We start from the raw sequence: 26,417 nt of genomic DNA, 5'->3' as shown, positions 1-26,417 counted from the left end.
TATGACTGAAGAGAGAGTTTTTGAATCCAATTCTAACACTGAAGAAAAGAGAAGAGAGGTCTTTCTAAGACCTGAGAACTTTTCTGAATATATTGGTCAACGCAAAGTTGTTCAAAATATTGAAGTGATGGTTGAGTCTGCAAAAATAAGAAAACAAGCAATGGATCATGTTCTCCTTTCGGGACCTCCTGGCCTTGGTAAAACATCTCTCGCAATGATTATTGCAAACTCTCTTGGCTCACATCTTCATGTCATTTCTGGACCAGCAATTGAAAAAAAAGGTGACCTTGCAGCGATACTTACAAATTTAGAAGAAGGGGATGTTCTCTTTATTGATGAAATTCATCGAATGAATATAGCTGTTGAGGAGATTCTCTACTCTGCGATGGAAGACTATCGCTTAGATATATTGATAGGTGAGGGAGCTTCTGCCAGAACCATGGAAATTGCCATCTCTCCCTTTACTTTAATTGGTGCGACAACAAGATCGGGATTGCTTTCAAGTCCACTTCGGGATCGTTTTATGGCCCACTTACACTTTGATTTCTATGAGCACGAAGAACTTGCAACGATTGTAGAAAATAACTCAAAGAAATTAACAATAGGTCTGGAGGGGGAAGCAAAGAATCACATCGCAAGATGCTCCAGAGGTACTCCAAGAATTGCTAATAGAATTCTAAGAAGGGTTCGCGATTTCGCAATCATTGAAAAGAAGGAATCGATCTGCGAAAGTGCTGTTGCAAAAGCTCTAGATCTTATGGAAATCGATGAATTTGGTCTAGACCGAATGGATCGAAAAGTTTTAGAGGTTATTCACGATTATTATGGTGGAGGTCCTGTTGGTATCGAAGCTCTTTGTGCTACGTTATCTGAAGACAGAACGACTATTGAAGATGTCTATGAGCCTTTTCTTCTAAAAGAGGGGTTCCTAATCAGAACCCCAAGAGGGCGTGAGATTTCAGAAAAAGCGAAGAAACATTTACTTCGCTAGTTTTAGCTTTAATCTGAAAGCACCATAAGATTGAGAAAATCTTTCTGATATTTGAGAACCTTCAACATTAATATTTCTAAGCAAGAAGAAGTCTAGAGACTTCGAAATAGTCTCACCTTCATTGTACTTTAATAACTCTTCTGTAGATAAGACATCTTCTAGAGCAACTGTTTCTGAGAAATTTGTTGTCACTGAATCAGTATTAGTAGCTTTGATAGAGGCAATCTTTGTGTAATTTCCATCTTTAAAAATAACGAGATCTGCAAAGTTTGTAGAAACTTTGATGGCTTCAAAAATTGGTTGATTATCAGAAGTAACACCTTTGAAGGCATTGTAAGTGAAGTCTGTAAAAATATTCTTTTCACTAAAAGCATATCCATTATCATTTTTGTCACATGAAAGCATCACTGTTTTTATATCAAGATTTAGGGTTTCATTTGAAATAGTTGTCTCAACAGATTGAACAAGGTGTGCTTGTAATTTATAAGTGTAATGATCCTGGCTTGACTTACATGTTGCATTTGTCCCATCAAAAACTTTAACAGGTGTAATCTTTTCAGATGATAGAGCTGAGAGAGACGATAGAATTAGTAAACTCGCAATAATAGTTTTCATAGTGATCCTTGATAAAATAGATTTATTGAATACTATCATTTTTAAATAAAGAAATGGCTAATTATGTAAAAAAGTAAGAGTTAGATTTGAAGAGATCTTCACAGGCCTTAAACCCATTGAGTGTTGCTTCAAGTTTATTATCATAAATAAATACTTATTCAAGCAGTCTGGAATCTATTACATATATTATACTGTGCTAACTTACTGATTATGCGAATGTTGGAAAGATATTCTGAGGAAGATCAAAAGCCTCCACAGCTTCTCTTTGAAGTGAGTTCGCAGAAACTATTTCATAGGCAGAAGGAGTTTCAAGAAGTTTCCTACATAGTAGATTATGTAAGTTGTGACCGGATTTAAAAGTTGTAATTTTTCCAGCGACTTCATAACCAAGGAGACTAATGTCACCAATTGTATCAAGAATTTTGTGACGAACAAATTCGTCTACAAATCTTAAACCTTCGTTATTAACAACTTTGAACTCATCAAGAACGATAGCATTGTCGAGAGATCCACCTTTAATAAGGCCCTTTCTTTTAAGCATATCAACATCGCGAAGAAGTCCAAATGTTCTCGCTCTTCCAATTTCTTTAATATAATTCTCACAAGAGAACTCAAAACTCTTTTGCTGAGTTTTAATCATTGGGTGAGTGAATACAATCGTTGAGTCAATAATGAGCTTTGATGCAGGTTCAATGCGCGCCCACTTATCGTCAACTTCAACCGTTACTGGCTCTAGAACAACTAGAAATTTCTTAGATTTATTTAGTGTTTGAATTCCTGTTTCTTTAAGTAGGAAAACAAATGAAGCCCCTGAGCCGTCCATAATTGGAACCTCTGGGCCATCAATTTCAATGAAGACATTATTGATCCCCAGTCCGTAAAGAACTGAGAGAAGGTGTTCTACAGTGTGAACAGCATTTACACCGCCACCAATAGTCGTGTTATTTTCAGTCGCACCCACAGACATCGCTTCGGCCTTAAGAACAGGCGCGTCGTTTAAGTCTACTCTCTTGAATTGAATACCGTAATCAGCCTCTGCAGGATAAAGGTTCATTGTAACCTTCTTACCTGAGTGGATTCCTATACCAGTAACTTCAACTTTTTTAGCAATAGTGCGTTGATAAATCATTTACCTTCCAAATTTCATCGAGTTATCATCTTAACCGTGTGCGTAAGTTATGGCAACTCAAATACTTATGATACCTGACAACTCTAAAGATTTCTTATGAGAAGAAAAAATTGCCTTTTGATCCAATTTCTAACAATTGGATTACTAACAGATTGTACTCCTTTTTTGAATAGTAATTTAGCCAAATTGTAATGTTTCCAGTTATTGTATATTTATAAGACAAATCATAAGGCAATGTTCGTAAATAACTAATATTGTTGCCAATAAAATGGGGTGATTATGAGTATTTGGTTTCAAGATTATGATCTAAATTCAATAAATGAGATGGGTCAAAAGAGCATGACAGGACTCTTAGATATACAAGTTACAAAGTTAAATACAAATGGCCTTGAAGGAACAATGCCTGTTGATGAGAGAACTAAGCAACCTTTTGGATTACTACATGGTGGAGCGTCTTGCGTACTAGCTGAAAGCCTAGGAAGTATTGCTTCAAACCTTGTGATTGATAGCACTAAGTTCGCAGCAGTTGGGCAGAGTATAAATGCAAATCATATTAAGAGCGCAAGACAGGGGTTAGTCACGGGGTTTTGCGAATCGGTCCATATCGGAAAGAGCTCTCACGTATGGGAAATTAAAATCTTTAATGAAGATGGTGGACTTGTTTGTGTATCAAGACTAACAATGGCGATCATTAATAAGAGATAATTTTTTATTCAGTAATTACGATGTAATCAGCGTAGCTTCCGAAATCTTCGCTGCCAGTTATAAATTCAGAATCAAAAAGTTCATTATTCGTAATTTTTAAAGTTGTAACCTTGCTTGAATTAATTTCTTTTAATCTAGAAACTGTTCCATCAAAGAAGTCTGTATGGAAGGATCCTGCAATGATGAAATTTAGATTTAACTCATTCTTATTGGCAATATCTGACATAACAGAATCAGTTAAGCATTGAGCAAGAAAATACTTTTCAAATGATTGTGGAGGCATGTGCCCACCCATAGCATTTGAAAATCTCTCTCTATATTGATCGCCGCCGACATAGTGATGTGCGGGAATATATTTTGGATCAATGGCCAAAATTCCACCTTCCATGACTTTCTTTTTTAATTCTCTAGGAAGATTGAGAGCGATTGGGGCACTATTAAACTCTTTGGCAACTTCCATAATTGGGGCGTAACTAATATTTTGTTTTCCAGCAATTTCACTAACAAAACTTACTGAGTTTGTTCTTCCATTTACGAAAGCATTGAACTTAGTGTTGATGCTTTCTTGATCAGTGTGATTAATGAATTCCCACATGATCTGAACACTTTCAGTTGAGTTTGAGCTAAGTGTTTTGTCTTTGATAATTCTTGCTTGGGCCGTTTGAATATTTTCAAAGTTATGGAATTCTCCAAGAACAATATATCCACTATCATTCAATTCATTTATAAAATTTTCGTAAGAAATAAAAGACTTTGTCTCAGTCTTATAAATAGAAACAATATTGGCCAGTGAGCTTAAAGAGAAAAGTAGGCAGAGAATGATTTTCTTCATAAATTTCCTAATATATATTGTCTTTAAATAAGTAAGACTCGTTTCCATTTAGTGTTTGATATGCCAAACTGATATCAATATACAAAGAGAAAGTACAGGTGAGAAGTTAAGATGAAGAATAATTACAAAGTTTCCATTCCATTGGCGATTATTATCACGATGGCGGCCGTTATTTACCAAAGAGCAACTGGGCCGACTTACCCAGAGAAAATTTATATAGGGCTAGATAAAGATGCAACAGTTAGAGTAAAGCTTCCAAGAAGTCATGGAGGTAATACAGGGGCGCCTGTTGAAATCCCAAAAATCAAAGACTTAACAGGAGTTGAGCTCACGTATAAGAGATATCCAACAAATGATGAGTGGACTGTTGTGAACTTAGAAGAAAAGGGGAACCGTTTTGCGATGACCCTTCCAAATCAGCCCCCTGCTGGAAAACTCACTTATTTTTTAAAATTGAATTTTGGAGATAAGTCCCAAGAGTTCCACAGTAAAGAAGATCCAATTTATATTCGTTATAAAGGTGATGTGCCTACCTATATTTTAGCGCCTCATGTTTTCTTTATGTTCTTTTCAATGCTTCTCTCTGCAATGGCCTTCTTTGAAGCAATATTTAAAACAGAGAGTGCTGTTAAAATTGCGAGGGTTACTCTTGGCTCTTTAATGATTGGCGGAATGTGTTTAGGACCAATCGTTCAAAAATTTGCCTTTGGAGTTTATTGGGCAGGTTTTCCATATGATTGGGACTTAACAGATAATAAACTTCTAATTGGAGTTCTTGCATGGTTAACGGCAGTTCTTCTAACTCTTAAAAGTAAGAGAAGGTGGCCAATAATTGTTGCGGCATCAATTCTTATTGCAATTTACTGTATTCCACATTCAATGCAGGGAAGTGAATTTAATTATGAAAAAGGCGTTGTTGAGACAGATATCGATTAAGAAATTATTTGCACTTAGGAGCGACTTTGACGGCAGCTCCTAAGTCATAAACGAGGCTCGCTCCAGAGTGGGCCGTTTTAAATAAATAGAAATTTCCAAGAATCAAAAAGATAAGTGTACCAATTTGAAAGAGTGTTTTGAATTTCGACTTTAGTTCACTAATGGCCTCAAAAGCTAAGACAATGAGGAAGCTATAGAGAGCGTAATAGGCCACTTCTTCGTGTTTATAGACAGTGTGTAAGTCACAAAATTCATTCTTTATTTGGTCGAGCGCAAAGTCTCCTAGGTACATAGTAATGAGAAAAGTAAATGGAGTGACATAAATTAAAAGCTTTGAAATAAAGAGAAATTTTTCACCTGACTCTTTTTCTAGCTTTATTAAGATAAGGCTTAAGAGTTTTGTAATAAGCGCCAGTGCAAACATAACGATTGGAAAGTGGCTAAACATTGGGTGATAGAGTTCTTCTCTTAACATAGTAATACTTTACAGGACATTTGATTTCTAGTTGAGTTAATTATAGAAGTAAATATTAGCATAATATAGAGGATTTTAATATGAATAGAATTTTAATAGCACTAGTGTCTATTTTTATCAGTATACATTCTAATGCAGCTTTCTTTGAAGAAGCTGTTCACTTTCTCGCAAGCGATAAGCTTGAAGGAAGAAAGCCTGGAACTCCTGGGAATGTCACGGCAACGAATTATTCAATTAATCAACTTAAGTCTCTTGGGCTTAAGCCCCTCGCTGAAAGTTACCAGCAAGAATTTACGATATTCACTGAAATGGTAAAAAGCGGAGAGAACTCATTTGGCTCCGCTACTTTTAAGGAAGAACTCTTTGAACCTATTTCATCTTCACTAAGTGGAAAAGTTGAAAATACAGGTATTGTTTTTGTTGGCTATGGAATTACCATTCCTAAGAGCGATACGAAGTTAAAGTACGATGACTATCAAGGATTAAATGTTAAGGGAAAAATTGTTGTCGTGATGACAGGGGATCCTGCCATTGGAAATATGAATTCTCCCTTTAGACACCCAGACTATATAAATTATAGATCTATATTCTACAAATTAAAGAATGCGATTATCCACGGAGCAGCAGGAGTTATTGTTTTAAATGACCCTCTCTCTCTTGAAAATTATCCAGAAGAGAAAGCTCCATACTTTAATCCAACTGAAGGTGGTGGAAATAGATTCTCTGCACTAGCGGGTTATGCAACTAATAAGTGGTTTAATAAAGTTCTAATTCATAAGAAAACTGATGTGAAGAAACTTCAAGAAGTCATAAGAGATACGGGAAGACCAAATTCTTTTGACCTTGGTGGAAATTTCTCCATGGCAGTTAACCTTAAAAAGAAAACAGGCCGAGTTTCAAATGTTGTAGGAGTTCTAGAGGGATCTGACCCAATTTTAAAGAAAGAAGTTGTTGTGGTTGGTGGTCACTTTGATCACTTAGGTCATGGTGGGGAATCTTCCATGGACCCACATGGACACGGGGAAATTCATAATGGAGCAGATGATAATGCTTCTGGTACAGCGATGGTTCTAAAATTAGCAAAAGAGCTAAGTAAGAAGCCTCATCTTAGAACTTATATCTTTGTTCTCTTTAATGCAGAGGAAATGGGACTACTTGGTTCTGCACACTTTGTGGATATGTGGGCCCGTCATGGTGAGCAATACGGAGAAATAAAGGCCATGCTTAATTTTGATATGGTTGGAAGATATAATGAATCAGTTTCAGTTATGGGAGCTGCGACATCACTGGATTGGAAACCACTTTTAAATCCTCTTGAAAGTAATTTGAAGTTCATCGTAAAAAATGAAGCTGTTGGGAGTAGCGACCACGCTTCTTTTACAGTAAAGAAAATTCCAGCGCTCTTCTTTACAACAGGTGCTCATGAGGATTATCACACAAGCCACGATACTGCTGAAAAAATAGATTACGATGCCATGAGAGGGATTGAGACTTACGCTCTCTCACTTATTGCAGGAATGGAAAGAGTAAATGCTCCGGTATTTAATCCAGATTACTCAGACGGATCAGATGCTGGAAGACCGAGAGGTTATGGAGCTCACCTTGGTTGTGTTCCTGAGTTTGGACAAAGCGATGATGTAGTAGGAGTTAAATGTGTTCGAGCAAGTGATAATTCCCCTGCTCTTAAGGCCGGAATTATTGCAGGAGATATTCTCGTTCAAATTGGTGATATAGAAGTGAAGACAATTTATGATCTTGCTTTTGCTCTTAAGTATTATAGAGCAGGAGATAAGGTTGAGCTTGGTTGGAAGAGAAGTGGAAAACTGATGAAGAAGGTTGTAACACTTACAAAAAGCTCTCACTAAAAGTAAATGGAGGTAACTCATAAGAGTACCTCCTTCATTTTTAATTCTTAGGTGAAAAACACTCAAGATCTTCTTGTGATTTAAATAAACAGTATCCAAGAGAATCTTTAAGTCCTTCTACATCAAACGGCCCTGCTATTACTCGTGTTTGAAAATCAGAAACAGTATAAGAAACTTCATATTCATCAGTTTCATATGATCCTTCTTCGGATAAAGTATTATATAGCATTTCATGAGTTGTAACAGTTTGAAGGTTGAAAGCTTCTCTTAGTCCATCCTTACTCATAGAGAATTCTTTTGACGAAGGATTCCAGTCATAAGTTGCGCCTTGATCAAGAATATTCTTAAGAAGTGTATCTATAATAGATCCGTAGAAGTCTTTTGCATAGATTTCAATAGACTCTGTAAGACTGGCTGTGCAGTTTGGATTACCTTCCTCTAAGACATGAAATGAGTACCTATCACCAGAGATGGCAATAAGAGTACTTGTTGTCTTCATCTGGTAGTCACAAACCTGTTGGTTTGTATTTCTATTTGTAATTATACCAGTTTCAAAAGTCGTTTGCTCAAGGCCAAGCTTATAACCACTAATTAGGTGAGACTTTAAATTTCCTTCTTTTGTAAGTGCTGGATTAGCAATACCTGAGCTTCCTGGAGTTCCATCAGAGGACCCGCATGAAGCGAGAATTAAAAGTATTGAAGCAAGTAATGTGTTTTTCATATATTTCCCCTTTGAGCCACCGATGCTAGCAAGTGAGAATTTTGGTGTAAATAATTATTTAAGGTGAAGTCTCTTCTTTTTTAGATGTAGTAATACGTCCTCCAATGTTTAAGAGTGTTTGATGAAAATCACTTTTAATATCAGCCGTTAATCCCTTTGTTAAATAAGACATCTCTGCGTAGCGAATTCCTGCAATCTTCGCGACATGTGGAGGAAAAGAGACAATAGAGTAGAGTTCAGTATTTTCTAGGGTTTTATATTGCTGGATTTTATCAAGTAAAGATTGAGTTTTCATAAGTCTTTCTCTTCCATCATCATAGACAAAGCTCCCGTCGTCTTCATCTGAAATAACAATAATAATGAATTTCGAATTTTCTCGAAAGAATTTTTCTCCGCTTGAATCAAGGAAGTCTGAAATACTCCAAAACCCTTGTTCCTCTCCATTTCCAGATACAGAGAGATTAAAGGCTTCTGAAATGGTTTGGTTAAAGCTTCCTCTATCATCTCTATAGTTAATTGAATTTAAAATAGAGCCATCATGCAGAAGCTCTCTTGAGGTATTGACGACAGCAATTTTAAAAGAGACGTTCTTTTCTATAAACTGATTCAGAAATAGGTCAATTTTTTCTGATACTTCTTTGATTTTATCTTTCATAGATCCCGAGTCATCAATGACCCAAAGAATATCTACGGGTTGTTTAGAGTTTTCATACTTATTATTATAAGTTGTTATTTTCTTATTCCCTGTTTGGGTAGATCTCTCAACTTCAGCTTTTAGGAGAGACTCTTTCTTGGTTACGTTCTCATATGTATTACTAAAGATATTCTGTAAGTGCTCTAGGACTTCCTCATTTGTTGGGGGGATTGGTTCTTCCTCTTCCTTTGATAGAAGCGATTCTTTCGTCTTCGTTTTTTTTGCGAGATTACTTTCTCTGATAGCAGAAGGTCGCTTTTTTTCTCCTCTTTTTTTCGGGTTCTCTTCTTGTTCTGTTTTTTGAGTATCCTTTGAAAGCTCTTGGTCTTCTCTATCGGTTAAGAAATAATAAAAAGAAAGAGCAAGAATAAGGACGAAGATTATTTTTTTCATTAGTAGTAAAATCCCGGCATTAGGCTTAAGACAGATAGAGAAAGAAAATAGAGAATTATAATAAAGTAAGTACTGCGTATTGTTTCATTCTCTTTTGGGCAAAGTACAAAACCTGTAAGGGCGATGGTCGAAAGAAATAAATTCTCCATTCGAAAGAAAAATGTTGAAATAACAAAGCTAAGGTAGAGCCAGTGTTTAATTCTTTGAAACCGATTACTCGCAATCATAATCGTAAGAGTTGCCTCGATTAAAATTACAGAAGCAGATAGAATAGAAGCGAGGCTTGAAAGCCAAGGAAGTGGTTCTTGAAGTTTTATTCCTTGCCCAATACTCGCGTAGTTTCCAATAAACGCTTCGAGCTTTTGAGCGTTAAGTACTGTTATAGCACTATTATTAGAGTCTATCATCGTTACGAAGTATTTAAGAATCCCCCCTCTAAGCATGTAGTCGTATATAAGACCGCCTTGCCAATAGAATAAGCTAAATGCTTTATGAAGAGTTGCTAAACCCATCACGACAATAAACATATATTTAAAAGATTTTATTAAGAATTCTTCCGCTTGCTCTTCTTCATTAGTGAAAGCTAGCGAGAAGATAAAGCTATAATAGACAAAGAGGAATTGGTGATTAGCGCTACTAAAATAATTTTCTACTAAGTGTATGAGGTTAAAACTAGCAATAACCAGCCAAAATAAAGGATGCTTAACAAGTTTTGGTAAAATGAGCCCACCAAGTAGCAGTATCGTTGCACTTGAGCGAATAAATAATGAAATGCCTTGATACTTAATGAAAGTGACAAGTAGTATGGCACAAAATATTTTTGCCGCTATTAGTAAGTTATCTTTCAAAGAAATATATTGATCAATTTTATTAAGATTAGATTTCATTTTCACATAACGTTATTAAGGAATTATTATTATAAGACTTTTCTTTTATATTAAGACTCAGTTCTGTTACTTCTATACATAGGTTAGTTATTTCCAAACCAGCAGCTTTATAAAGCTTCTTAAAAAGAAAGATTGCATCTTTAATACTTTCTGCATTCGGATAATACCTCAAATCTTTAAGGTTATTATAAAGGTGAGAAATGGCCAAATCTGTTCGGGGACCGAATATTTGACTCTCTTTTAAAGCCTCTTTTATATCCTTTCCCCTCATCTTGTAGGATTTGTTGTTAACTTGAAAGCTAACCCAAGAAGTTCTAGCAACATTTGGGTGAAGTTCGGTATACATACCAAAGCCGCCACCTTTCCATCTTGAAAGAAGGGTTGTCTCAACAAGGCTCCATTGAATTACTCCAACAACTAAAGCAACCATAGGAATTAAATATAGTAGAAAATTCTTTTTTATCATTTCTTAATTATATTCAAACTATCAACAAGGTTACTACCTTTTATACTATTAATTAAACTCGAATCAATTTCAAACTTTGAATTTAATAATGGATTCTTTCTAGGATTCCCTTGTAAAAGCTCTTCGAGTTTTGTTGTATTATTAAATCTATCATCATTTATTGTAAGGATTAAATCCTGATTGGTTGTTCTATATCCAACATTTGGATCACCATCATCAGCAGGTCCGCAGTTACAGTCAGCATCCTTTACTCCTCCGTCACCAGCATAGACAGTTGCAATTGGTTGAAGGTTAGTATTTGAATAAGCAATAACAGCAAATACGATTAATGGAATAAATTTAAAAATTTTCATAACTCTCTCCGTTCTTAAATTAAATTTTAAAATAGTAAAGCAATTCGAATGCCAAAACTAAAAACGTCTTTTCAGTTGCTTATAGGGTCCTTCTGTTCCAGATCTGGAACAATTCTAGATTTTGAGAATTTTCTTTTAGTTCAAAAGAAAAGAAGACCAAGGGGACCTATTGAGATTTCAAAGAGCTTGTAAGGCTAGTTAAAGTTGTGTATCTAGGTTAAAATTCAATGAAATAATGGATTACAAGGACATAATAGATGAAGCTTTCGTCAGGATTTTGGCAAACATATAAAGAAGTTCCAGCAGACGCAGAAATTCCTTCTCACCAGCTAATGGTTAGGGCAGGGCTTATACATAAAATGGGTTCAGGTCTTTATAGCTACCTGCCATTTGGATATAGATCAATTAGAAAGGTCGAGCAAATCATTAGAGAAGAGCTTGATAAGGCCGGTTGCCATGAAATTTTGATGAGTATGGTTACTCCTGGTGAGCTCTGGCAAGAGTCTGGACGTTGGGACGCCATGGGTGACCAAATGTTGAAAGTGAAAGATAAAGGTGGGCGCGATCTATGCCTCTCTCCTACAAATGAAGAAGCGGTAACAGATATTTTTAGAAAGACGATCAAGTCTTATAAGAATCTTCCTGTAACTGTTTATCAAATTAATACAAAATTTAGAGATGAGCTTCGCCCAAGGTTTGGACTTATGCGTGGGCGTGAATTCACAATGAAAGACGCTTATAGTTTTCATGCAGATAAAGATTCTCTAGATGAAGTTTATGACAGATTATTTAAGGCCTATGAGGCAATATTTACAAGAGCAGGTTTGGAGTTTAGTGCTGTTGAAGCTGATGGTGGTGCCATGGCCGACAGTGACCAAAAGACGCACGAGTTTCAAGTTATAGCTGATACTGGTGAAGATGAAGTTATCTACTGTGCCGAAACAGGTTACGCAGCTAATATTGAAAAGGCACAGACGAAGAGAGCGAATATCAATTTTGATAAGACAAATTCTGAGATTAAAGAGGTTGCGACACCTTCTATGTCTACTATCGAAGATGTTTGTAACTTCTTAAAGACTCCAAAGGAGCAATCTTTAAAGTCTCTAGTTTATAAGTCTGTTATAGATGAAAAAGAAGAGACAATACTTGTTCTGCTTCTTGGAGATGATTCATTAAATGAATTAAAGCTTTCCGCTTTCTTAAAAGGTGATCTATTAAAAGCGGCAGTGGATAGTGAGCTCTTAAATGAAGGATTTGTTAAGGGTTATATTGGTCCACATGATCTTTCTTCAAAGGCGAGAATTATTTTTGATTCACAAATTGATTTAGAGGCTTCTTATACGGCAGGGGCAAATAAAGTGGACACTCACTTTCAAGGTCTTGTCCCAAAGAGAGATGTTAGTAGTTTTGAAGTTGCAGATCTAAGACTAGCAACAAAGGGAGACCTAACTTTAGACGGCAAGGGCGTTGTTGATATCCGAAGAGGAATCGAAGTCGGTCACATTTTTCAACTCGGTGACAAGTATACAAAAGCTATGAGTACAACCGTTCTAGATAGTAATGGAAAAACAATGCACCCTTTGATGGGATGTTATGGAATTGGTGTAACAAGAGTGGTTGCAGCGGCAGTTGAGCAACACCATGATGATAAGGGAATCGTATGGCCTATGGCACTTGCTCCTTATCATGTCTACTATGCAGAAATTACAAAGTCGGCAGAAAATAAAGAGCTAGCAGATAAAATTTATCATGATCTTTTAGAGGCTGGTATAGAAGTCGTTTTTGACGACCGAAAGGCGGGGCCAGGTTTCAAATTTAAAGATGCAGATCTTTTAGGGTTACCTATTCAGCTAATCTTTGGTGAGCGAGACTTTAAAAATGATGGAATGTTAGAAATAAGAATAAGAAAAACGGGCGAGAGTTTTAAAGTGCTTCCTTCTGAAGTTGTTGAGAAAATTAAAGGCCTTATTGAAGGTAGTAAGTGAGTACATTTGATTTAATAGTAGGAATTCATAGTATTGCTGAAGCAATTATATGCAGACCGAACTCTGTGAGAAAAATAATTGCAACACAAGACGGTTTAAAAGAGTTTAGAAAGAAAACTCGTCTTGATAAAGAACTAAAGCAATTCGATGTGAAAACTGTAGGACCTCACGAAGTTCAGAAAATGGCAGAGCAATTCTACAAAGAATTAGAGATGACTTTTCAAAGAGTGCCTTCTCAAATCTTTATGGTGGTTGATCCGGTTGAAACTTATGACCTTGCTTGGCTCTATGAGGAAATCGATAAGTCAGATAGATATAAAATTCTTTGTCTCGATCAAGTTACCGATGTTCACAATGCAGCAGCCATAATGAGAACAGCGGCTTTCTACGGGGTAAATTGTGTTGTTACTGGAGCTAAAGGACACTTTGGAACAGGACCATCATTTGCTCGAATTGCTTCAGGTGCCATTGAGCATGTAGATATTGTTATTTGCTCCTCTCTTCCAAAAGCAATTACAAAACTAATTGAAAAGGGCGTAAGTGTGATTGGTTTTTCTGAGCATGCAAGTGAGGGTGGTGAGGGAGTAGATACTTCTGGTCATGTGGCCTTAGTGCTTGGGGCTGAAGATGTTGGTATGTCTAATGCAGTTTCTAGGGTTGTAGAACATCGTGTGGCAATTAAGCCTCTTGGTAATATTAAGTCATTAAATGTTTCTGTTGCGGCAGCAATTGCTATGGAGCGTTGGCTTAAATAAGAAATATTTTTGTAAAAAAAAAGAAGAAATATAAAAAAAAGAGTTGATTTTAAGAACGGAAACAATTATAAATTCAGTTCTCAAAAACAATTTTAATCTTCGGATTGATTGAAAAAATTTGTTAAAAAATACTTAACAAATTTATAATTTGGGATTATGCTGGTTTAGCTCAGTTGGTAGAGCACCGGTTTTGTAAACCGGCGGTCGTAGGTTCAAATCCTATAACCAGCTCCATTTAAATGGCGAAATTGCCGAGTGGCCAAAGGCAACAGACTGTAAATCTGTCGGGTTATCCCTTCGATGGTTCGAATCCATCTTTCGCCACCATCTTCTTTCGTATTTAAGTGGATGGAAAAAATTCATAATTATGCGGGCGTAACTCAGTTGGTAGAGTGTCAGCCTTCCAAGCTGAATGTCGCAAGTTCGAACCTTGTCGCCCGCTCCAAAAAAGCCTATCTTCGGATAGGCTTTTTTTTCCCCTTTTTGCAAGAAACTTCGAAATAGTGATATAATTGGTTTGTTCTTTTCTGGGGAGGAAACTAGTGTCAAAAAATAAGCTAACTACGTGTAAATTGACTCTTTTGATGTTTTTCTTAATGAGTTCGACCTACTCTTTAGAAATTTCTAGAGCTGAATTCTTAAAAATGGCAGCAAAAGTTGTCGGCGATTATAAATATGAGGGAAAGAAGAGTAAGTTTTGTCATTCAGGGCACCTTCTCTTTGTTAATTCAAATAAGCCCGAGGAAGGGCTTCGTCTTTCAAATAAAATTTTCTTTGGACCATTTGTAGAAGATGCATCTCATTTAAAAGAAGAGGGGTATTGTTCTATTTCTGAGAAGTATCACTACGGCAAAGACTCCGTAAAACAGATTACAAAAGTTCATAAATGTGAAAAAGAGCATAGAACTGATGAGAGCGTCTCAACACAAACACTAACTTTTAAAAGTAATAAAATCTTTTATAAGAGTTTGGAGTCGGGACTTGAATGCACCTTTGTGAGAATTAAAGAGAGAGGTGAAAAGTGAAAGTTTCATTCCTTCTTTTCTTATTCTTACTAAGTCTTCCAGTATTTAGTCGAAGTGATATCATTGGCGTTACGAGAGTCAATGAAGTTGTGAATAAGAGTACAAATGCTCCTGATGGAAGTTGTCACGATTGTAGAACCTCCAGTAATAATGGGGGGCACCCACTTCCAACTGAACATAGAAAAGATGGCGTTTACTTTAATGAGAAATGTACCAACTTTATAAAGTCTGACGGAACTGAGGGAGCATGGGGGGAACTTGTTACTAATTACATTGACGAGGCCGGAGGACCAGATAGTCTCTTCCTTGATGATGAGGTGAGAGGGATGACAGCGGCCCCAGGAACTTGCCCTAATTGGTATAATCTAAATACTGAGCAAAGAAAGAGGTTTTGGGTTTGGATGATGGCCTCAATTGCACAGGTCGAGTCTTCTTGTGATAAAGATAAGGTAAACACTGGCAGGGTTCCAAATGGAGCAGATAGACCTCGTGGTTTATTTCAATTAAATACATTAAAGAAAAATAGGTCGTGGAGGGGGGGAAATTGTAAGTTTCCTTCTGGTGCAACTCATACAAATCAGCCTCGCAATCAAGTTCGTTGTAGCATGGATATTATGCACGAACTTTTAAAGGGAAAAAGTGGTGAGTATAAGTCTAATGGAAAAATCTTTCCAACAAATAGTTACTGGGAAAAGTTGCGCCCAGGTCATAGTAGTACTGGAGGGCCAATAGGAAAATTAGTTAGAAAGTTTCCTCTTTGTGGTCATTGAGTTTATTTATCATTATTGACTTGACTCACTAATAGCGCTGTCGCTAGCATACAAGTGTTTCATTCTGCTTGTGTGGCTCAGTGGTAGAGCACTTCCTTGGTAAGGAAGAGGTCACGGGTTCAATTCCCGTCACAAGCTCCATTTCTTCAAGTAAAATTTTCAAGATAATTGCCGTATGAAATCCTCTCGTAGATAAAAGGCTTTTATTTATGAGGGGATTTCTATGAAAATAATTCTAATGACTTTTCTATTATCATTTAGCTCTCTTGCAGAGAGTGAGTCTTGCAAAAACGCAACAGTGGCCTACGAAGGTGCTGTCGAGGTTTACGGTGCAAATACATTGGTGTCTTCCTTGGGTTGGAAGGCTTACGAATTGTGTAAAGCGGATTTAAATGAGTATGACCAAGCTTTGGCGGAAGTTCTTAAGAAACGCTGTTTAGAGAATAATAACCAAGAGGGTTCAATGTATAGAGCTTTTGAGGCAGGTTGTTCACTAAGAGCGGTAGAGTATTTCCTTTATTCGCAGGCAGAGGAAGAATAATTCTCTCAATATCGGACTAATTAACACTCAATATCGGGCCTTTTTTGTCGAAAAGGCCTTTAAATATTTGACGTTAGATAAGTAAGATTGTAAATCAATTGCTGATTATAGTGAAATGCGTTGGTATATAACTTATTTTTAGTCCTGTGGGAAAGATTTTTCTCTTGTCATGGACTCGATATTCGTTGATACTTTGTACTCATTTTTGATAGTAACACATGATTCATATAACAAGCTTTTAAGGAGACTTAGTCATGGCAAAGGAATCTTTTGACAGAAGTAAGCCGCACGTAAACATCGGTACGATTGGGCACGTTGACCACGGTAAAACAACATTAACAGCAGCGATTTCAATCACTCTTGCAAATGCACTAGGTGGAGCAGTAAGAAAGTTCGACGAGATTGACTCTGCTCCAGAAGAGAAAGCGAGAGGGATTACAATTAATACTTCTCACATTGAATATGAGACAGCTTCGAGACATTATGCTCACGTAGATTGTCCAGGTCACGCGGATTATGTAAAGAACATGATTACAGGTGCGGCACAGATGGATGGAGCGATCCTAGTATGTTCAGCAGCAGACGGACCAATGCCTCAGACTAGAGAGCATATCCTTCTTGCTAGACAGGTTGGTGTTCCAGCGATCGTAGTATTTTTAAATAAAGTAGACCAAGTAGATGACGAAGAACTACTTGAGCTTGTAGAGATGGAAGTAAGAGAACTTCTTTCTTCTTATGATTTCCCAGGTGACGATCTTCCAATCGTAGCAGGTTCAGCGCTTGCAGCACTTGAGATGAGAGACGATGCAATTGGTAAGGACAAAGTTCTTGAGCTAATGGCACAAGTTGACGAGTACATCCCAACTCCAGCGAGAGATATCGATAAGAATTTCTTAATGCCAGTAGAAGATGTTTTCTCAATTTCAGGACGTGGTACAGTTTGTACAGGACGTATTGAAAGAGGGATCGTTAAGGTAAACGAAGAAGTAGAAATCGTTGGTATTAAAGAAACTACTAAGACAACAGTAACTGGTGTTGAGATGTTCAGAAAGCTTCTTGATGAAGGTAGAGCTGGAGATAACGTAGGACTTCTTTTAAGAGGTGTTAAAAGAGAAGATATCGAACGTGGACAGTGTTTAATTAAGCCAGGAACAGTTAAGCCACACGCGAAATTTAAGTGTGAAGTTTATATTCTTTCAAAAGAAGAGGGTGGAAGACACACTCCAATTTTCAAGGGATACAGACCACAGTTTTACTTCAGAACAACAGATGTGACAGGAGCTATTGAGTTAGCAGCTGGAACAGAGATGATCATGCCAGGAGACAACACTTCATTCGACGTAGAGTTAATTACTCCAATCGCAATGGAAAAAGGTCTTAAGTTCGCAATCCGTGAGGGTGGTAGAACAATCGGAGCAGGAACAGTATCTGAGATCGTTGAATAATTTTTAAATTAATTATTTAATATGAATGGGCCATCTTCGGATGGCCTTTTCTTTTCTTACGCATAAAGATTGACTGATTACTCTAGATTAAGTAATTTAGCTTCAATCAAAAAATCACTACGGGTGTATAGCTCCAATTGGTAGAGCGGCTGATTCCAAATCAGTAGGTTGGGGGTTCGAATCCCTCTGCACCCGCCATTTTTAATTCATTCAAAAGTTTCATTCAGGTAGATTCATTGGTATAAATTCTATATGAAATTATTTCTACTTCTTTATTTATTAACTTCCTTAAGTGTCTTTTCTGCAGAGGTGGTTATTTTTGGGGATGACTCAGAGAGACCAAGAATATACCTAGATAAAGAAGGTTCCCCCGCAGGATTCCTAATAGATATTTTAAAATTTATAGAAAAGAATTCTGATTTAGGCTTCAAAATTGAGCTATTACCCTGGAGTAGAAGTTACAAGAGTGCAGTCCTTGGAAGGGGAGGTATTATTGGAGTCTCCAGAAATGAGGAAAGGGAAGGGATATTCCACTTTTCTGATGAAATCTTTAGTGAAGATGTTCTGTTGGTTGGGAAAAAGAAGGAAGAGGCTAGCTTTAAGGGAATTCAGACACTGGAAGGAAAAACTGTTGGAATTACAAGAGGTGGTTTCTACGGAGAGAAGTTTGATGAGATGAGAAAGGCTAAGGTATTTAAAGTATTAGAGCTAAATGATTCTGTTCAAAGAATAGCGATGTTGCTTCGAGGACGAATAGATTGGGCCGTAATTGGTTCAGGAAAAATAGGGCTAGTTTCAGCGCTGAAAGAAAACGGCAGTGGGAGCTTGGAAGATCTATTTATCGCTCCAGAGCCATTAGTTAGGGATGCTAATTTTATTGGATTTAAAAGAACGGTAGAAAATAAAGAAATAATATTTAAAATTAACAAGGTACTATCTTCCAAAGAGGGAGCTAGGTTCATGAGTTCTTATCTTAATAGATAGGGTGCTTTCCCTGCATTTTCTTCATGTTTAAGGTTTGCGTTATTTTGTCTTGTAGAAATAAATGGACAAAGTGTCTCAATTGTTGGATATATGGAAAACTTATACGTAAATAATAACTAATTTTTAACAAATTATTGTTAGAAATAAATTTAGTCCAAGGATTTTTCGGATGTCATTTATTCGAGTAGAAGACGGAAAAAAGTGGATCAACACATTCGTTGCAATTATCAGTATTTTGGCTGGTTTTGTAGCAATTCGTTTTGTTGGTCAATTAGGTGAATGGTTTGATTTAGAAGCAAAAGTTTCTAATTTCTTGGCCGTATCTCAAGGATTGGGAATCGTTGTAGGACTTGGGACATTTATTGGAATTCTGAAAAATAAGAATGCATCTACACATATGCAGGAAGTTTACTCAGAGCTGGTTAAGGTAATTTGGCCAGATAAAGATTCTGTATTAAAAATGACGGTAGGTCTTGTTATTACAGTTTCAATAATAAGTGGGATTTTCGTATTGGTGGATTTCTCATTTAGAAAAGTTTTAGAATTATTATACTAATTATAAGGTGATATATGTCTGATGAAAACAAAGCAGTAGAAGAAGTTACTGAGGTTGTAGAGACTGAAGAAACTATTGAGGCAGCAGCAGAGGGTGAAGAGTCTGAAACTGCAGAGGGTGAGCTTGCGAAGGGTGATTCTCCAGACTTTAAATGGTTTATTGCTAAGACACTTACTGGTCAAGAAGGTAAGGTTCAAAGAGCATTAAAAGAAAGAATTGTTAACTATAAGCAAACTGAAAGCTTTTCAGAGATCATGGTCCCTGAAGAGACTGTTACTAGTCATGCTAATGGTAGAAAGAGAACGATCAAAAAGAAGTTATTTCCAGGTTACGTGTTGATTAAAATGATCATGAATGATAAGACATGGCACCTTGTTAAAGATACAGATAAGATTACTGGTTTTGTTGGTGGAACATCTGATAAGCCAGCGCCTATATCTGAAGAAGAAGCTGCTTATATGACTGGACAGCAGAGCGACGGATTCAAGAAAGCTAAGACAACTATTGCCTTTGAAGAGGGTGAGACAGTTAAGGTTATTGAAGGTCCATTCGCATCTTTTGTTGGAACTGTAGAAGCGGTTAATGAAAAAGGTAAAATACGTGTAAACGTCTCAATTTTTGGTAGACCAACACCAGTTGAGTTAGATTTTACACAAATTGAAAAAGCATAAATATTAACTTGTTGGTAGATCGAATAGATCGCAGGAGTAATCATGGCAAAAAAGATTACAGGTTTCATTAAATTACAAATTGAAGCCGGAAAAGCAAACCCTTCACCTCCAATTGGACCAGCACTTGGTCAAAAGGGTGTGAACATTATGGAATTTTGTAAAGCTTTCAATGCGAAGACGCAAAAAGAAAACGGAACAGTACTTCCAACAATTATTACAGTTTATTCTGACAGATCATTTTCATTTGTTACGAAGACGCCACCAGCTTCTTACTTACTTAAGACAAAACTTAAGTTAAAAAGAGGATCCCAGAAACCAGGTACAGAAGTAGCAGGTTCAGTTCCTAAGAAGATTGTTGAAGAAATAGTTGAAACTAAGAGACCGGATCTAACTGCAGCATCACAAGAGGCAGCAGAGAGAACAATTGAAGGTTCTATTAGAGCAATGGGATTAAAGTTAGACTATTAATTAAGTGGGAGAGCGCAAGCTCGTTAAAACCAATGAGGTGTTATCATGGCTAAGACAAAGTCAAAAAAGTATTTAGAAGCTGCAGCGAAAGTTGACAGTACAAAATTATATTCATTCGAAGAAGCGATCAATCTTGCTAAAGAAACTAGCTATGTTACTTTTGATGCAACTGTTGACGTAGCTTTTAATCTTGGTGTTGATCCAAGACATGCTGATCAGATGATTCGTGGGGCATTAGCTCTTCCAGCTGGTACAGGTAAAGACGTAAGAGTTTGTGTTATTACTTCTGGAGATAAAATCAAAGCAGCTGAAGAAGCTGGTGCAGATTTCGCCGGTGGTGATGATATCGTTCAAAAGATTGCTGGTGGATGGTTAGATTTCGATAGAGTTATCGCTTCTCCAGACATGATGGGTAAACTAGGTAGAATCGGTAGAGTTTTAGGGCCAAGAGGTCTTATGCCTAACCCGAAACTTGGAACAGTTACTCCTGATGTTGCTAAAGCAGTTGCTGAGCAAAAAGCTGGTAAGGTTGAATACCGTACTGAGAAGAATGGTATTATTCACGTTCCTGTTGGGAAAGTGTCTTTTGAGCCTGCAAAGCTTAGACAAAATATTGATGCTGTTGTAACAGCTATCATTAAGGCTAAGCCTTCTACGGCCAAGGGTACGTACTTAAAGACATTAACTTTCAGTACAACAATGGGTCCAGGAATTAAAGTAGATACATTAGAAGCGCTAAGCGTAGCTAAATAATAGGGTTGAAGAAAGCAGGTTACGGCTCAATGGAATGAGCGTATAAATCCAGCCGAAACTCCCTCCTAATATTAACCAATTTGGAGGTTTTATGTTAACCAGAGAAGAAAAAGGCGTCATTATCGACTCGCTTAAAAGCGATATCGAAAATGCGAAGGGTATTTTTCTTACAAACGTTATCGGGATGACTTCGAACGATGGTGTAGCTCTAAGAAAAGAAATTAGAGAAGCCAACGGGAAGCTAGTGGTAACTAGAAATACTCTTTTTGGACTTGCGTCTAAAGGTACGGGAGCAGAAGAAATGCTTGCAAACCTTAAAGGTCCACAAGCGGTAGCATTTGCATTTGAAGATGCTCCGGGTGTTGCGAAGGCTCTTAAAGAAGCTGGAAAGAAACACGAAATGGTAGAACTTAGAGGTGGTCTACTTGATGGAAAGATTCTTTCTGTTCAAGAAGTACAAGCTCTTGCTGATTTACCATCACTTGACGAAATGTTAGGTACATTACTTGCTACTTTCAATGCTCCAATTTCAGCATTAGCCAGAGTGCTATTTGCTGTTCAAGAGCAGAAAGAATCAGGTGCAGAACCTGCTCCAGTTGAAGCGGCTGCTGAAGAAGCGCCAGCGGTTGAAGAACCAGCAACTGAAGAGTAGAAACGTTAACAATTTATTATTTTAATTTATTAATTTTAAAAATTTTAGGAGTTTTATATGTCAATTACAAACGAACAACTTATCGATCATATCTCTGCAATGTCTGTTTTAGACGTGGCTAACCTAGTTAAAGAACTAGAAGAAAAATTTGGTGTATCAGCGGCTCCTGTAGCTGTAGCTGGTGCTGCTGCTGGTGCAGCTGTTGAAGAGCAAACTGAATTTACTGTTATGCTAACTGAAGCAGGAGCTAAGAAGATCAACGTAATTAAAGAAGTTAGAGGAATTACTGGACTTGGACTTAAGGAAGCAAAAGAACTTGTTGAAAGTGCTCCAAAAGCAATCAAAGAAGGTATTGAAAAAGCTGAAGCAGAAGAAATCAAGGCGAAACTTGAAGCTGCTGGAGCAAAAGCTGAGCTTAAGTAATTTGTTACTTAGTTCATCTTTTAAAGACTTAAGTCTTTAGAATTTGTAAAAAATAAACGGTGTGAAGACGGACGCGTCTTCACGCCTTTTTGCATTTTTGGCAAAAAAAATAATTTAAAATCGATTTAATATATACTTTCTTCTCTCTAGGAGACATCAAATGACTGAGGTTTTTAAGCCGAATGAATGGTATCGAAAGAGTTTTTCTACAGCTCCAACGGTACTTGAGACACCACCACTCATGAATCTTCAGTTGAAATCTTTCGAAGAATTTCTGCAAAAAGATGTGCCACCGGCGCAGAGAAAAATGGTTGGTTTACAACATGTATTCCACTCTGTTTTTCCAATTCACGATTTCAACAAAACAGTTTCATTAGAATTTGTAAGTTATACATTGGAAGAGCCAAAGTACTCTGTGAAAGAGTGTAGACAAAGAGGCCTTTCTTACGAAGCTCCACTTAAAGTGGTTGTTCGTCTTGTTTTCTACGAAGTAAACGTAGATAAAGATGGGAACGAGCAAAGAACAGTATCATCGATTAAAGAGCAGGAAGTTTACCTCGGTAATATTCCTCTTATGGCCGAGACTGGTTCTTTCGTATACAACGGAACTGAGAGAGTTATTGTTTCTCAGCTTCACAGATCTCCAGGGATTATTTTCGAGCACGATTCAGGTAAGAAGCACTCAAGTGGTAAATTACTTTATTCTGCTAGAATTATTCCACATAGAGGTTCTTGGTTAGACTTCGAGTTTGATCACAAGAATGTTCTATTTGCTAGAATTGATAGAAAAAGAAAATTACATGCAACTGTAGTCTTAAAAGCTATGGGATATACAACGACAGACCTCTTAGAAATGTTCTATGAGATGGAAACGTTACATATCAATAAAGACACTACTTTCTCAAGAGAGTTAGACTTTTCTCTAATGATTGGAACAAGAGCGTATAACGACATCCTTGATCCAAAAACTGGAAAAGCACTTGTTAAGAAAGGTAAGAAATTTACAAAAGCTTCTGTTAAAAAACTTAACGAAGTTGGTGTAACTCAAATTTCTGCTGAACTTGAAGAAGTGATTGGTAAAGTTGCTGCTGAAGATATTTTTGACGAAAACACAGGTGAAGTTCTATGTCTTGCTAATGAAGCTATTTCAGAAGTTAAGATTCAAGAATTTATTACTGCTGGGATCACGTCAGTAAAAGTTATCTATATTGATATGATTAACTTTGGTGACCAAGTTAGAAATACTCTTCTTTTAGATAAAACAGATTCAAGAGAAACTGCACTTACTAAAATCTTTGAAAGATTACGTCCAGGTGAGCCACCGACAGTAGAAGCTGCAGAGCTACTATTTAACAACTTATTCTTTAATGACGAAAAATACGATCTATCAAAAGTTGGTCGTATGAAAATTAATTATAAGTTTGGATTAAGTGTTCCTGTTGAAAATACAGTTCTTACTAAAGACGATATTATCATGACTGCTAAGTACCTTGTTGAACTTAACAACGGAAAAGGTAAAGTTGATGATATTGATCACCTTGGTAACAGAAGAGTACGTGCGGTAGGTGAACTACTTGAGAACCAATTTAGAGTTGGTCTTGTACGTATGGAAAGAGCTGTTAAAGAAAGAATGGCAATTCAAGAAATTGAAACAATGATGCCATACGATCTTGTTAACCAAAAACCAGTTTCAGCATCAGTAAAAGAATTCTTTGGTTCTTCTCAGCTGTCTCAGTTTATGGATCAAACAAATCCACTTTCTGAAGTAACACATAAAAGACGTCTTTCAGCTCTTGGGCCAGGTGGTCTAACGAGAGAAAGAGCTGGTTTCGAAGTTCGTGACGTTCACTCTACTCACTACGGTAGAATGTGTCCGGTTGAGACTCCAGAAGGACCAAACATTGGTCTAATTACTTCACTTGCAACGTATGCAAGAGTTTCTGAGTACGGTTTCATTGAAACTCCATACCAGACGGTAAATGAAGATCTATCTCTAGGTGCAGCTAAGTACTTCACAGCTTTTGAAGAAGAAGGAAAAGTAATTGCACAGATTGATAACAATCATATTGTTGATGGAAAAGTAGACGGAGAACATGTTCCTTCTCGTGCGGCGGGTGAATTTACACTTGTTCCTAACGATCAAGTAGAGCTGATGGACGTTTCGCCTCAACAGATGATTTCGATCGCAACATCTCTAATTCCTTTCCTTGAGCACGATGATGCCAACCGTGCACTAATGGGATCGAATATGATGAGACAGGCCGTGCCTGTTGTTAGAACTGATGCTCCAATCGTAGGAACAGGTATTGAAAGTACTGTTGCTAGAGATTCGGGTGCAATTCTTTTTGCGAAACATTCTGGTAGAGTTATCTTTGTTGATTCAAACAGAATTGTTATTCAGAGAAATAAATTTGATGAAGGTCAATCTGGTGTTGATATTTACAAACTTGTTAAATATCAAAGAACTAACCAGAATACTTGTAATAACCAAAAGGCGCTAGTTAAAGAAGGTGATGTTGTTTCTAAGGGAATGGTAATCGCTGACGGACCTGGTACTCACTTAGGTGACTTAGCTCTTGGGCAAAACGTACTTGTAGCGTTCATGCCATGGGGTGGTTACAACTATGAAGATTCGATCCTAATCAATGAAAGATTACTTGCAAGAGATGTTTTCACTTCTGTTCATATCGAAAGTTATGAAGTTGAAGCTAGAGACACTAAACTTGGTAAAGAAGAGATCACTCGTGATATTCCAAACGTTTCAGAAGAGGCCCTTAAGGATCTTGATGAAGCAGGTATTATTAGAGTTGGTGCGATCATTAAACCAGGTGATATTCTTGTTGGTAAGATTACTCCAAAAGGTGAGACTCAACTTTCACCAGAAGAGAAACTTCTTAAAGCAATCTTTGGTGATAAGGCCGGAGATGTTAAGGATACTTCTTTAAGAGCACCATCGTCAGTACGTGGTACTGTTATTGATGCAAAAGTTTACACTAGAGAAGGTGTTGAGCTTTGTGCAAGATCTAAAGAAATCATTGAGCAAGAAACAACTTTAATCAGAAGAGATGAGAGAATTGAAATTAAAGCAATTCAAACTTCTTCTATCTTAAAGATTGCAGAAATGCTTAAGGGTACAAAAACAACTGATAGACTTGTATCAGAAGACGGTTCAACAGAGCTTCTTCCAAAAGGTGCAGAGCTAACAGGTGAAGTTCTTGCTTCGGTTCCATTTGAGCTTATTGGTTACTTACCACTTGAGCCGGCACTTGAAGAAAGACTAAGTGAGTACTTTGCAGACGTTAGAAATAGAGTCAACAGAGTTCGTCAAAAAGCCAACGATGAAATAGCTAAGCACCATAGAGGGGATGAATTACCTCCAGGTGTAATCAAGAAAGTTACTATTTATGTAGCGATCAAGAGAAAGCTTCAACCTGGTGATAAGATGGCTGGTCGTCACGGTAACAAAGGTGTTATCTCGAACGTTCTTCCACAAGAAGATATGCCATTCCTTGCTGACGGTACTCCAGTAGAAATCGTTCTGAATCCTCTAGGGGTTCCATCTCGTATGAACATTGGTCAGCTTCTTGAGCTTCACCTTGGTTGGGCCGGACGTGGTCTTGGTGAGAAGATGAAAGCTCTGATTGAAGATCAGGTTGCGATGGCAGAAATTAAAGATTACATCTACAAGATCTATGAAACTGAAGATGTTAAGAATTGGCTTAAAAAAGCTACTGATAAAGAAGTAAGAGCAGTTGCTGATCAATTGGCAACAGGTGTTCGTTTCTCAACTTCAGCATTTGATGGTGCTAAAGAAGAGAAAATTAGAGACATGCTTGCTCTTGGTGATTTAGAGAGAAATGGTAAGACTACATTATTCGACGGAATGACAGGAGACGCGTTCGCGGAAGATGTTACTGTTGGAGCGATGTATATGCTTAAACTACACCACCTTGTTGATGAAAAACTTCACGCAAGATCTACAGGTCCTTACTCACTTGTTACTCAGCAGCCACTTGGTGGTAAGGCTCAGTTCGGTGGACAGAGACTTGGGGAAATGGAAGTTTGGGCACTTGAAGCATACGGTGCAGCTTACACTCTTCAGGAGTTCTTAACTGTTAAGTCAGATGATGTTATTGGTCGTACTAGAATGTATGAATCAATTGTAAAAGGTGAACAAGTTCTTGAGCCAGGTCTTCCTGAATCATTTAACGTTCTTATTCGCGAGTTACAGGCACTTTGTCTTGATGTGAAGTTAGACGAGAGTACTGAAGAAGAATTTTTTAATTAATTTTATCCCCGAGCTTGCTCGGGGACATATTGAGGATTA

27 protein-coding genes and 5 tRNA genes are annotated in these 26,417 nt (G+C 37.2%); 23 read left to right on the top strand and 9 right to left on the bottom strand.

The features are described from left to right. Position 1 precedes the first annotated feature (1 nt). Entirely contained in the window at positions 2-991 is a 990-nt protein-coding gene (gene ruvB, locus CES88_RS14715) for a Holliday junction branch migration DNA helicase RuvB (RefSeq protein WP_290736031.1), read from the top strand. Here ruvB and CES88_RS14710 read toward each other — a convergent pair. Next, positions 980-1,606 carry a hypothetical protein gene (locus CES88_RS14710; protein WP_290736029.1) on the bottom strand — a complete coding sequence of 209 codons (627 nt, stop codon included), beginning with the start codon at positions 1,604-1,606 and terminating at the stop codon, positions 980-982. The two genes, ruvB and CES88_RS14710, sit on opposite strands and share 12 nt — an antisense overlap. A gap of 208 nt (positions 1,607-1,814) precedes the next feature. Next, entirely contained in the window at positions 1,815-2,735 is a 921-nt protein-coding gene (gene lpxC, locus CES88_RS14705; RefSeq protein ID WP_290736026.1) for a UDP-3-O-acyl-N-acetylglucosamine deacetylase, read from the bottom strand. A 279-nt stretch (positions 2,736-3,014) separates the two neighbouring features. Between lpxC and CES88_RS14700 the strand changes: the two genes are divergently transcribed. After that, positions 3,015-3,440 (top strand): hotdog fold thioesterase, encoded by a 426-nt coding sequence (locus CES88_RS14700; RefSeq protein ID WP_290736023.1) that lies wholly within the window; start codon positions 3,015-3,017, stop codon positions 3,438-3,440. Between the two features lie 4 nt (positions 3,441-3,444). On the opposite strand, the gene CES88_RS14695 is transcribed toward CES88_RS14700, so the two are convergent. Further along, entirely contained in the window at positions 3,445-4,272 is an 828-nt protein-coding gene (locus tag CES88_RS14695; RefSeq protein WP_290736020.1) for a ChaN family lipoprotein, read from the bottom strand. Positions 4,273-4,383: 111 nt separating this feature from the next. Between CES88_RS14695 and CES88_RS14690 the strand changes: the two genes are divergently transcribed. Beyond that, positions 4,384-5,208, top strand: a complete 825-nt coding sequence (locus CES88_RS14690) for a hypothetical protein (RefSeq protein ID WP_290736018.1) — start codon at positions 4,384-4,386, stop codon at positions 5,206-5,208. A 4-nt stretch (positions 5,209-5,212) separates the two neighbouring features. On the opposite strand, the gene CES88_RS14685 is transcribed toward CES88_RS14690, so the two are convergent. Beyond that, positions 5,213-5,683, bottom strand: a complete 471-nt coding sequence (locus tag CES88_RS14685) for a hypothetical protein (RefSeq protein WP_290736015.1) — start codon at positions 5,681-5,683, stop codon at positions 5,213-5,215. Between the two features lie 80 nt (positions 5,684-5,763). Here CES88_RS14685 and CES88_RS14680 point away from each other — a divergent pair, with 80 nt between their 5' ends. Continuing rightward, complete coding sequence (locus tag CES88_RS14680) at positions 5,764-7,548, top strand: M28 family peptidase (protein WP_290736012.1); 1,785 nt, start codon at positions 5,764-5,766, stop codon at positions 7,546-7,548. A 40-nt stretch (positions 7,549-7,588) separates the two neighbouring features. On the opposite strand, the gene CES88_RS14675 is transcribed toward CES88_RS14680, so the two are convergent. From CES88_RS14675 to CES88_RS14655, 5 genes are read right to left on the bottom strand one after another with little or no spacing between them, the layout of a single operon-like run. Then, entirely contained in the window at positions 7,589-8,269 is a 681-nt protein-coding gene (locus tag CES88_RS14675; RefSeq protein ID WP_290736009.1) for a hypothetical protein, read from the bottom strand. A gap of 58 nt (positions 8,270-8,327) precedes the next feature. Next, positions 8,328-9,356, bottom strand: a complete 1,029-nt coding sequence (locus CES88_RS14670) for a hypothetical protein (RefSeq protein WP_290736006.1) — start codon at positions 9,354-9,356, stop codon at positions 8,328-8,330. Further along, positions 9,356-10,243, bottom strand: a complete 888-nt coding sequence (locus CES88_RS14665; RefSeq protein ID WP_290736003.1) for a hypothetical protein — start codon at positions 10,241-10,243, stop codon at positions 9,356-9,358. Before CES88_RS14665 ends, CES88_RS14670 begins: the two co-directional genes overlap by 1 nt. Continuing rightward, positions 10,233-10,709: a hypothetical protein gene (locus CES88_RS14660; RefSeq protein WP_290736000.1), complete on the bottom strand. Its 477-nt coding sequence runs from the start codon at positions 10,707-10,709 to the stop codon at positions 10,233-10,235. Before CES88_RS14660 ends, CES88_RS14665 begins: the two co-directional genes overlap by 11 nt. Continuing rightward, positions 10,706-11,062 (bottom strand): hypothetical protein, encoded by a 357-nt coding sequence (locus tag CES88_RS14655; RefSeq protein WP_290735995.1) that lies wholly within the window; start codon positions 11,060-11,062, stop codon positions 10,706-10,708. Before CES88_RS14655 ends, CES88_RS14660 begins: the two co-directional genes overlap by 4 nt. 257 nt (positions 11,063-11,319) lie before the next feature. On the opposite strand from CES88_RS14655, the gene CES88_RS14650 reads away from it, so the two are divergent. From CES88_RS14650 to rpoB, 19 genes are all read left to right on the top strand, one after another. Further along, a complete protein-coding gene (locus CES88_RS14650; RefSeq protein WP_290735993.1) occupies positions 11,320-13,047 on the top strand; it encodes a proline--tRNA ligase in 1,728 nt (575 codons plus the stop codon). Continuing rightward, positions 13,044-13,802, top strand: coding sequence for an RNA methyltransferase (locus CES88_RS14645; RefSeq protein WP_290735990.1), 759 nt, complete (start codon positions 13,044-13,046; stop codon positions 13,800-13,802). The genes CES88_RS14650 and CES88_RS14645 overlap by 4 nt, the downstream gene beginning before the upstream one ends. A 158-nt stretch (positions 13,803-13,960) precedes the next feature. After that, positions 13,961-14,036: transfer RNA gene (locus CES88_RS14640), tRNA-Thr, on the top strand. Positions 14,037-14,043: 7 nt separating this feature from the next. Further along, a tRNA-Tyr gene (locus CES88_RS14635) sits at positions 14,044-14,129 on the top strand. A gap of 42 nt (positions 14,130-14,171) precedes the next feature. Continuing rightward, positions 14,172-14,247: transfer RNA gene (locus CES88_RS14630), tRNA-Gly, on the top strand. 97 nt (positions 14,248-14,344) lie between these two features. Next, positions 14,345-14,827, top strand: a complete 483-nt coding sequence (locus CES88_RS14625; RefSeq protein ID WP_290735987.1) for a hypothetical protein — start codon at positions 14,345-14,347, stop codon at positions 14,825-14,827. Then, entirely contained in the window at positions 14,824-15,597 is a 774-nt protein-coding gene (locus CES88_RS14620; protein ID WP_290735984.1) for a hypothetical protein, read from the top strand. Before CES88_RS14625 ends, CES88_RS14620 begins: the two co-directional genes overlap by 4 nt. Positions 15,598-15,663: 66 nt before the next feature. Then, positions 15,664-15,738 (top strand) — tRNA-Thr (locus tag CES88_RS14615). Between the two features lie 82 nt (positions 15,739-15,820). Then, entirely contained in the window at positions 15,821-16,138 is a 318-nt protein-coding gene (locus CES88_RS14610; protein WP_290735981.1) for a hypothetical protein, read from the top strand. Positions 16,139-16,392: 254 nt separating this feature from the next. Next, entirely contained in the window at positions 16,393-17,583 is a 1,191-nt protein-coding gene (tuf, locus tag CES88_RS14605; protein ID WP_290735942.1) for an elongation factor Tu, read from the top strand. A 121-nt stretch (positions 17,584-17,704) separates the two neighbouring features. Then, positions 17,705-17,781: transfer RNA gene (locus CES88_RS14600), tRNA-Trp, on the top strand. A gap of 54 nt (positions 17,782-17,835) precedes the next feature. Then, positions 17,836-18,567, top strand: coding sequence for a transporter substrate-binding domain-containing protein (locus CES88_RS14595; RefSeq protein ID WP_290735979.1), 732 nt, complete (start codon positions 17,836-17,838; stop codon positions 18,565-18,567). Positions 18,568-18,736: 169 nt separating this feature from the next. After that, the gene (secE, locus tag CES88_RS14590) at positions 18,737-19,123 is read left to right on the top strand and encodes a preprotein translocase subunit SecE (protein WP_290735976.1); all 387 of its coding nucleotides are present in this window, start codon (positions 18,737-18,739) and stop codon (positions 19,121-19,123) included. A 14-nt stretch (positions 19,124-19,137) separates the two neighbouring features. After that, complete coding sequence (gene nusG, locus CES88_RS14585; protein ID WP_290735973.1) at positions 19,138-19,794, top strand: transcription termination/antitermination protein NusG; 657 nt, start codon at positions 19,138-19,140, stop codon at positions 19,792-19,794. A gap of 42 nt (positions 19,795-19,836) precedes the next feature. Then, positions 19,837-20,262, top strand: a complete 426-nt coding sequence (rplK, locus tag CES88_RS14580; protein WP_290735970.1) for a 50S ribosomal protein L11 — start codon at positions 19,837-19,839, stop codon at positions 20,260-20,262. Positions 20,263-20,307: 45 nt separating this feature from the next. Then, entirely contained in the window at positions 20,308-21,015 is a 708-nt protein-coding gene (gene rplA, locus CES88_RS14575) for a 50S ribosomal protein L1 (RefSeq protein WP_290735967.1), read from the top strand. Between the two features lie 91 nt (positions 21,016-21,106). Next, positions 21,107-21,667, top strand: a complete 561-nt coding sequence (gene rplJ, locus CES88_RS14570) for a 50S ribosomal protein L10 (RefSeq protein ID WP_290735965.1) — start codon at positions 21,107-21,109, stop codon at positions 21,665-21,667. Between the two features lie 57 nt (positions 21,668-21,724). Further along, positions 21,725-22,090 (top strand): 50S ribosomal protein L7/L12, encoded by a 366-nt coding sequence (gene rplL / locus CES88_RS14565; RefSeq protein WP_290735962.1) that lies wholly within the window; start codon positions 21,725-21,727, stop codon positions 22,088-22,090. 160 nt (positions 22,091-22,250) lie between these two features. Beyond that, positions 22,251-26,378, top strand: a complete 4,128-nt coding sequence (gene rpoB / locus CES88_RS14560; protein WP_290735958.1) for a DNA-directed RNA polymerase subunit beta — start codon at positions 22,251-22,253, stop codon at positions 26,376-26,378. Positions 26,379-26,417: the final 39 nt, after the last annotated feature.

Source organism: Halobacteriovorax sp. JY17 (genome assembly GCF_002753895.1).
Taxonomy (GTDB): Bacteria; Bdellovibrionota; Bacteriovoracia; order Bacteriovoracales; family Bacteriovoracaceae; genus Halobacteriovorax.
Note: the sequence above shows the minus strand (reverse complement) of the source record. Positions and strands in the feature narration are given on the sequence as shown.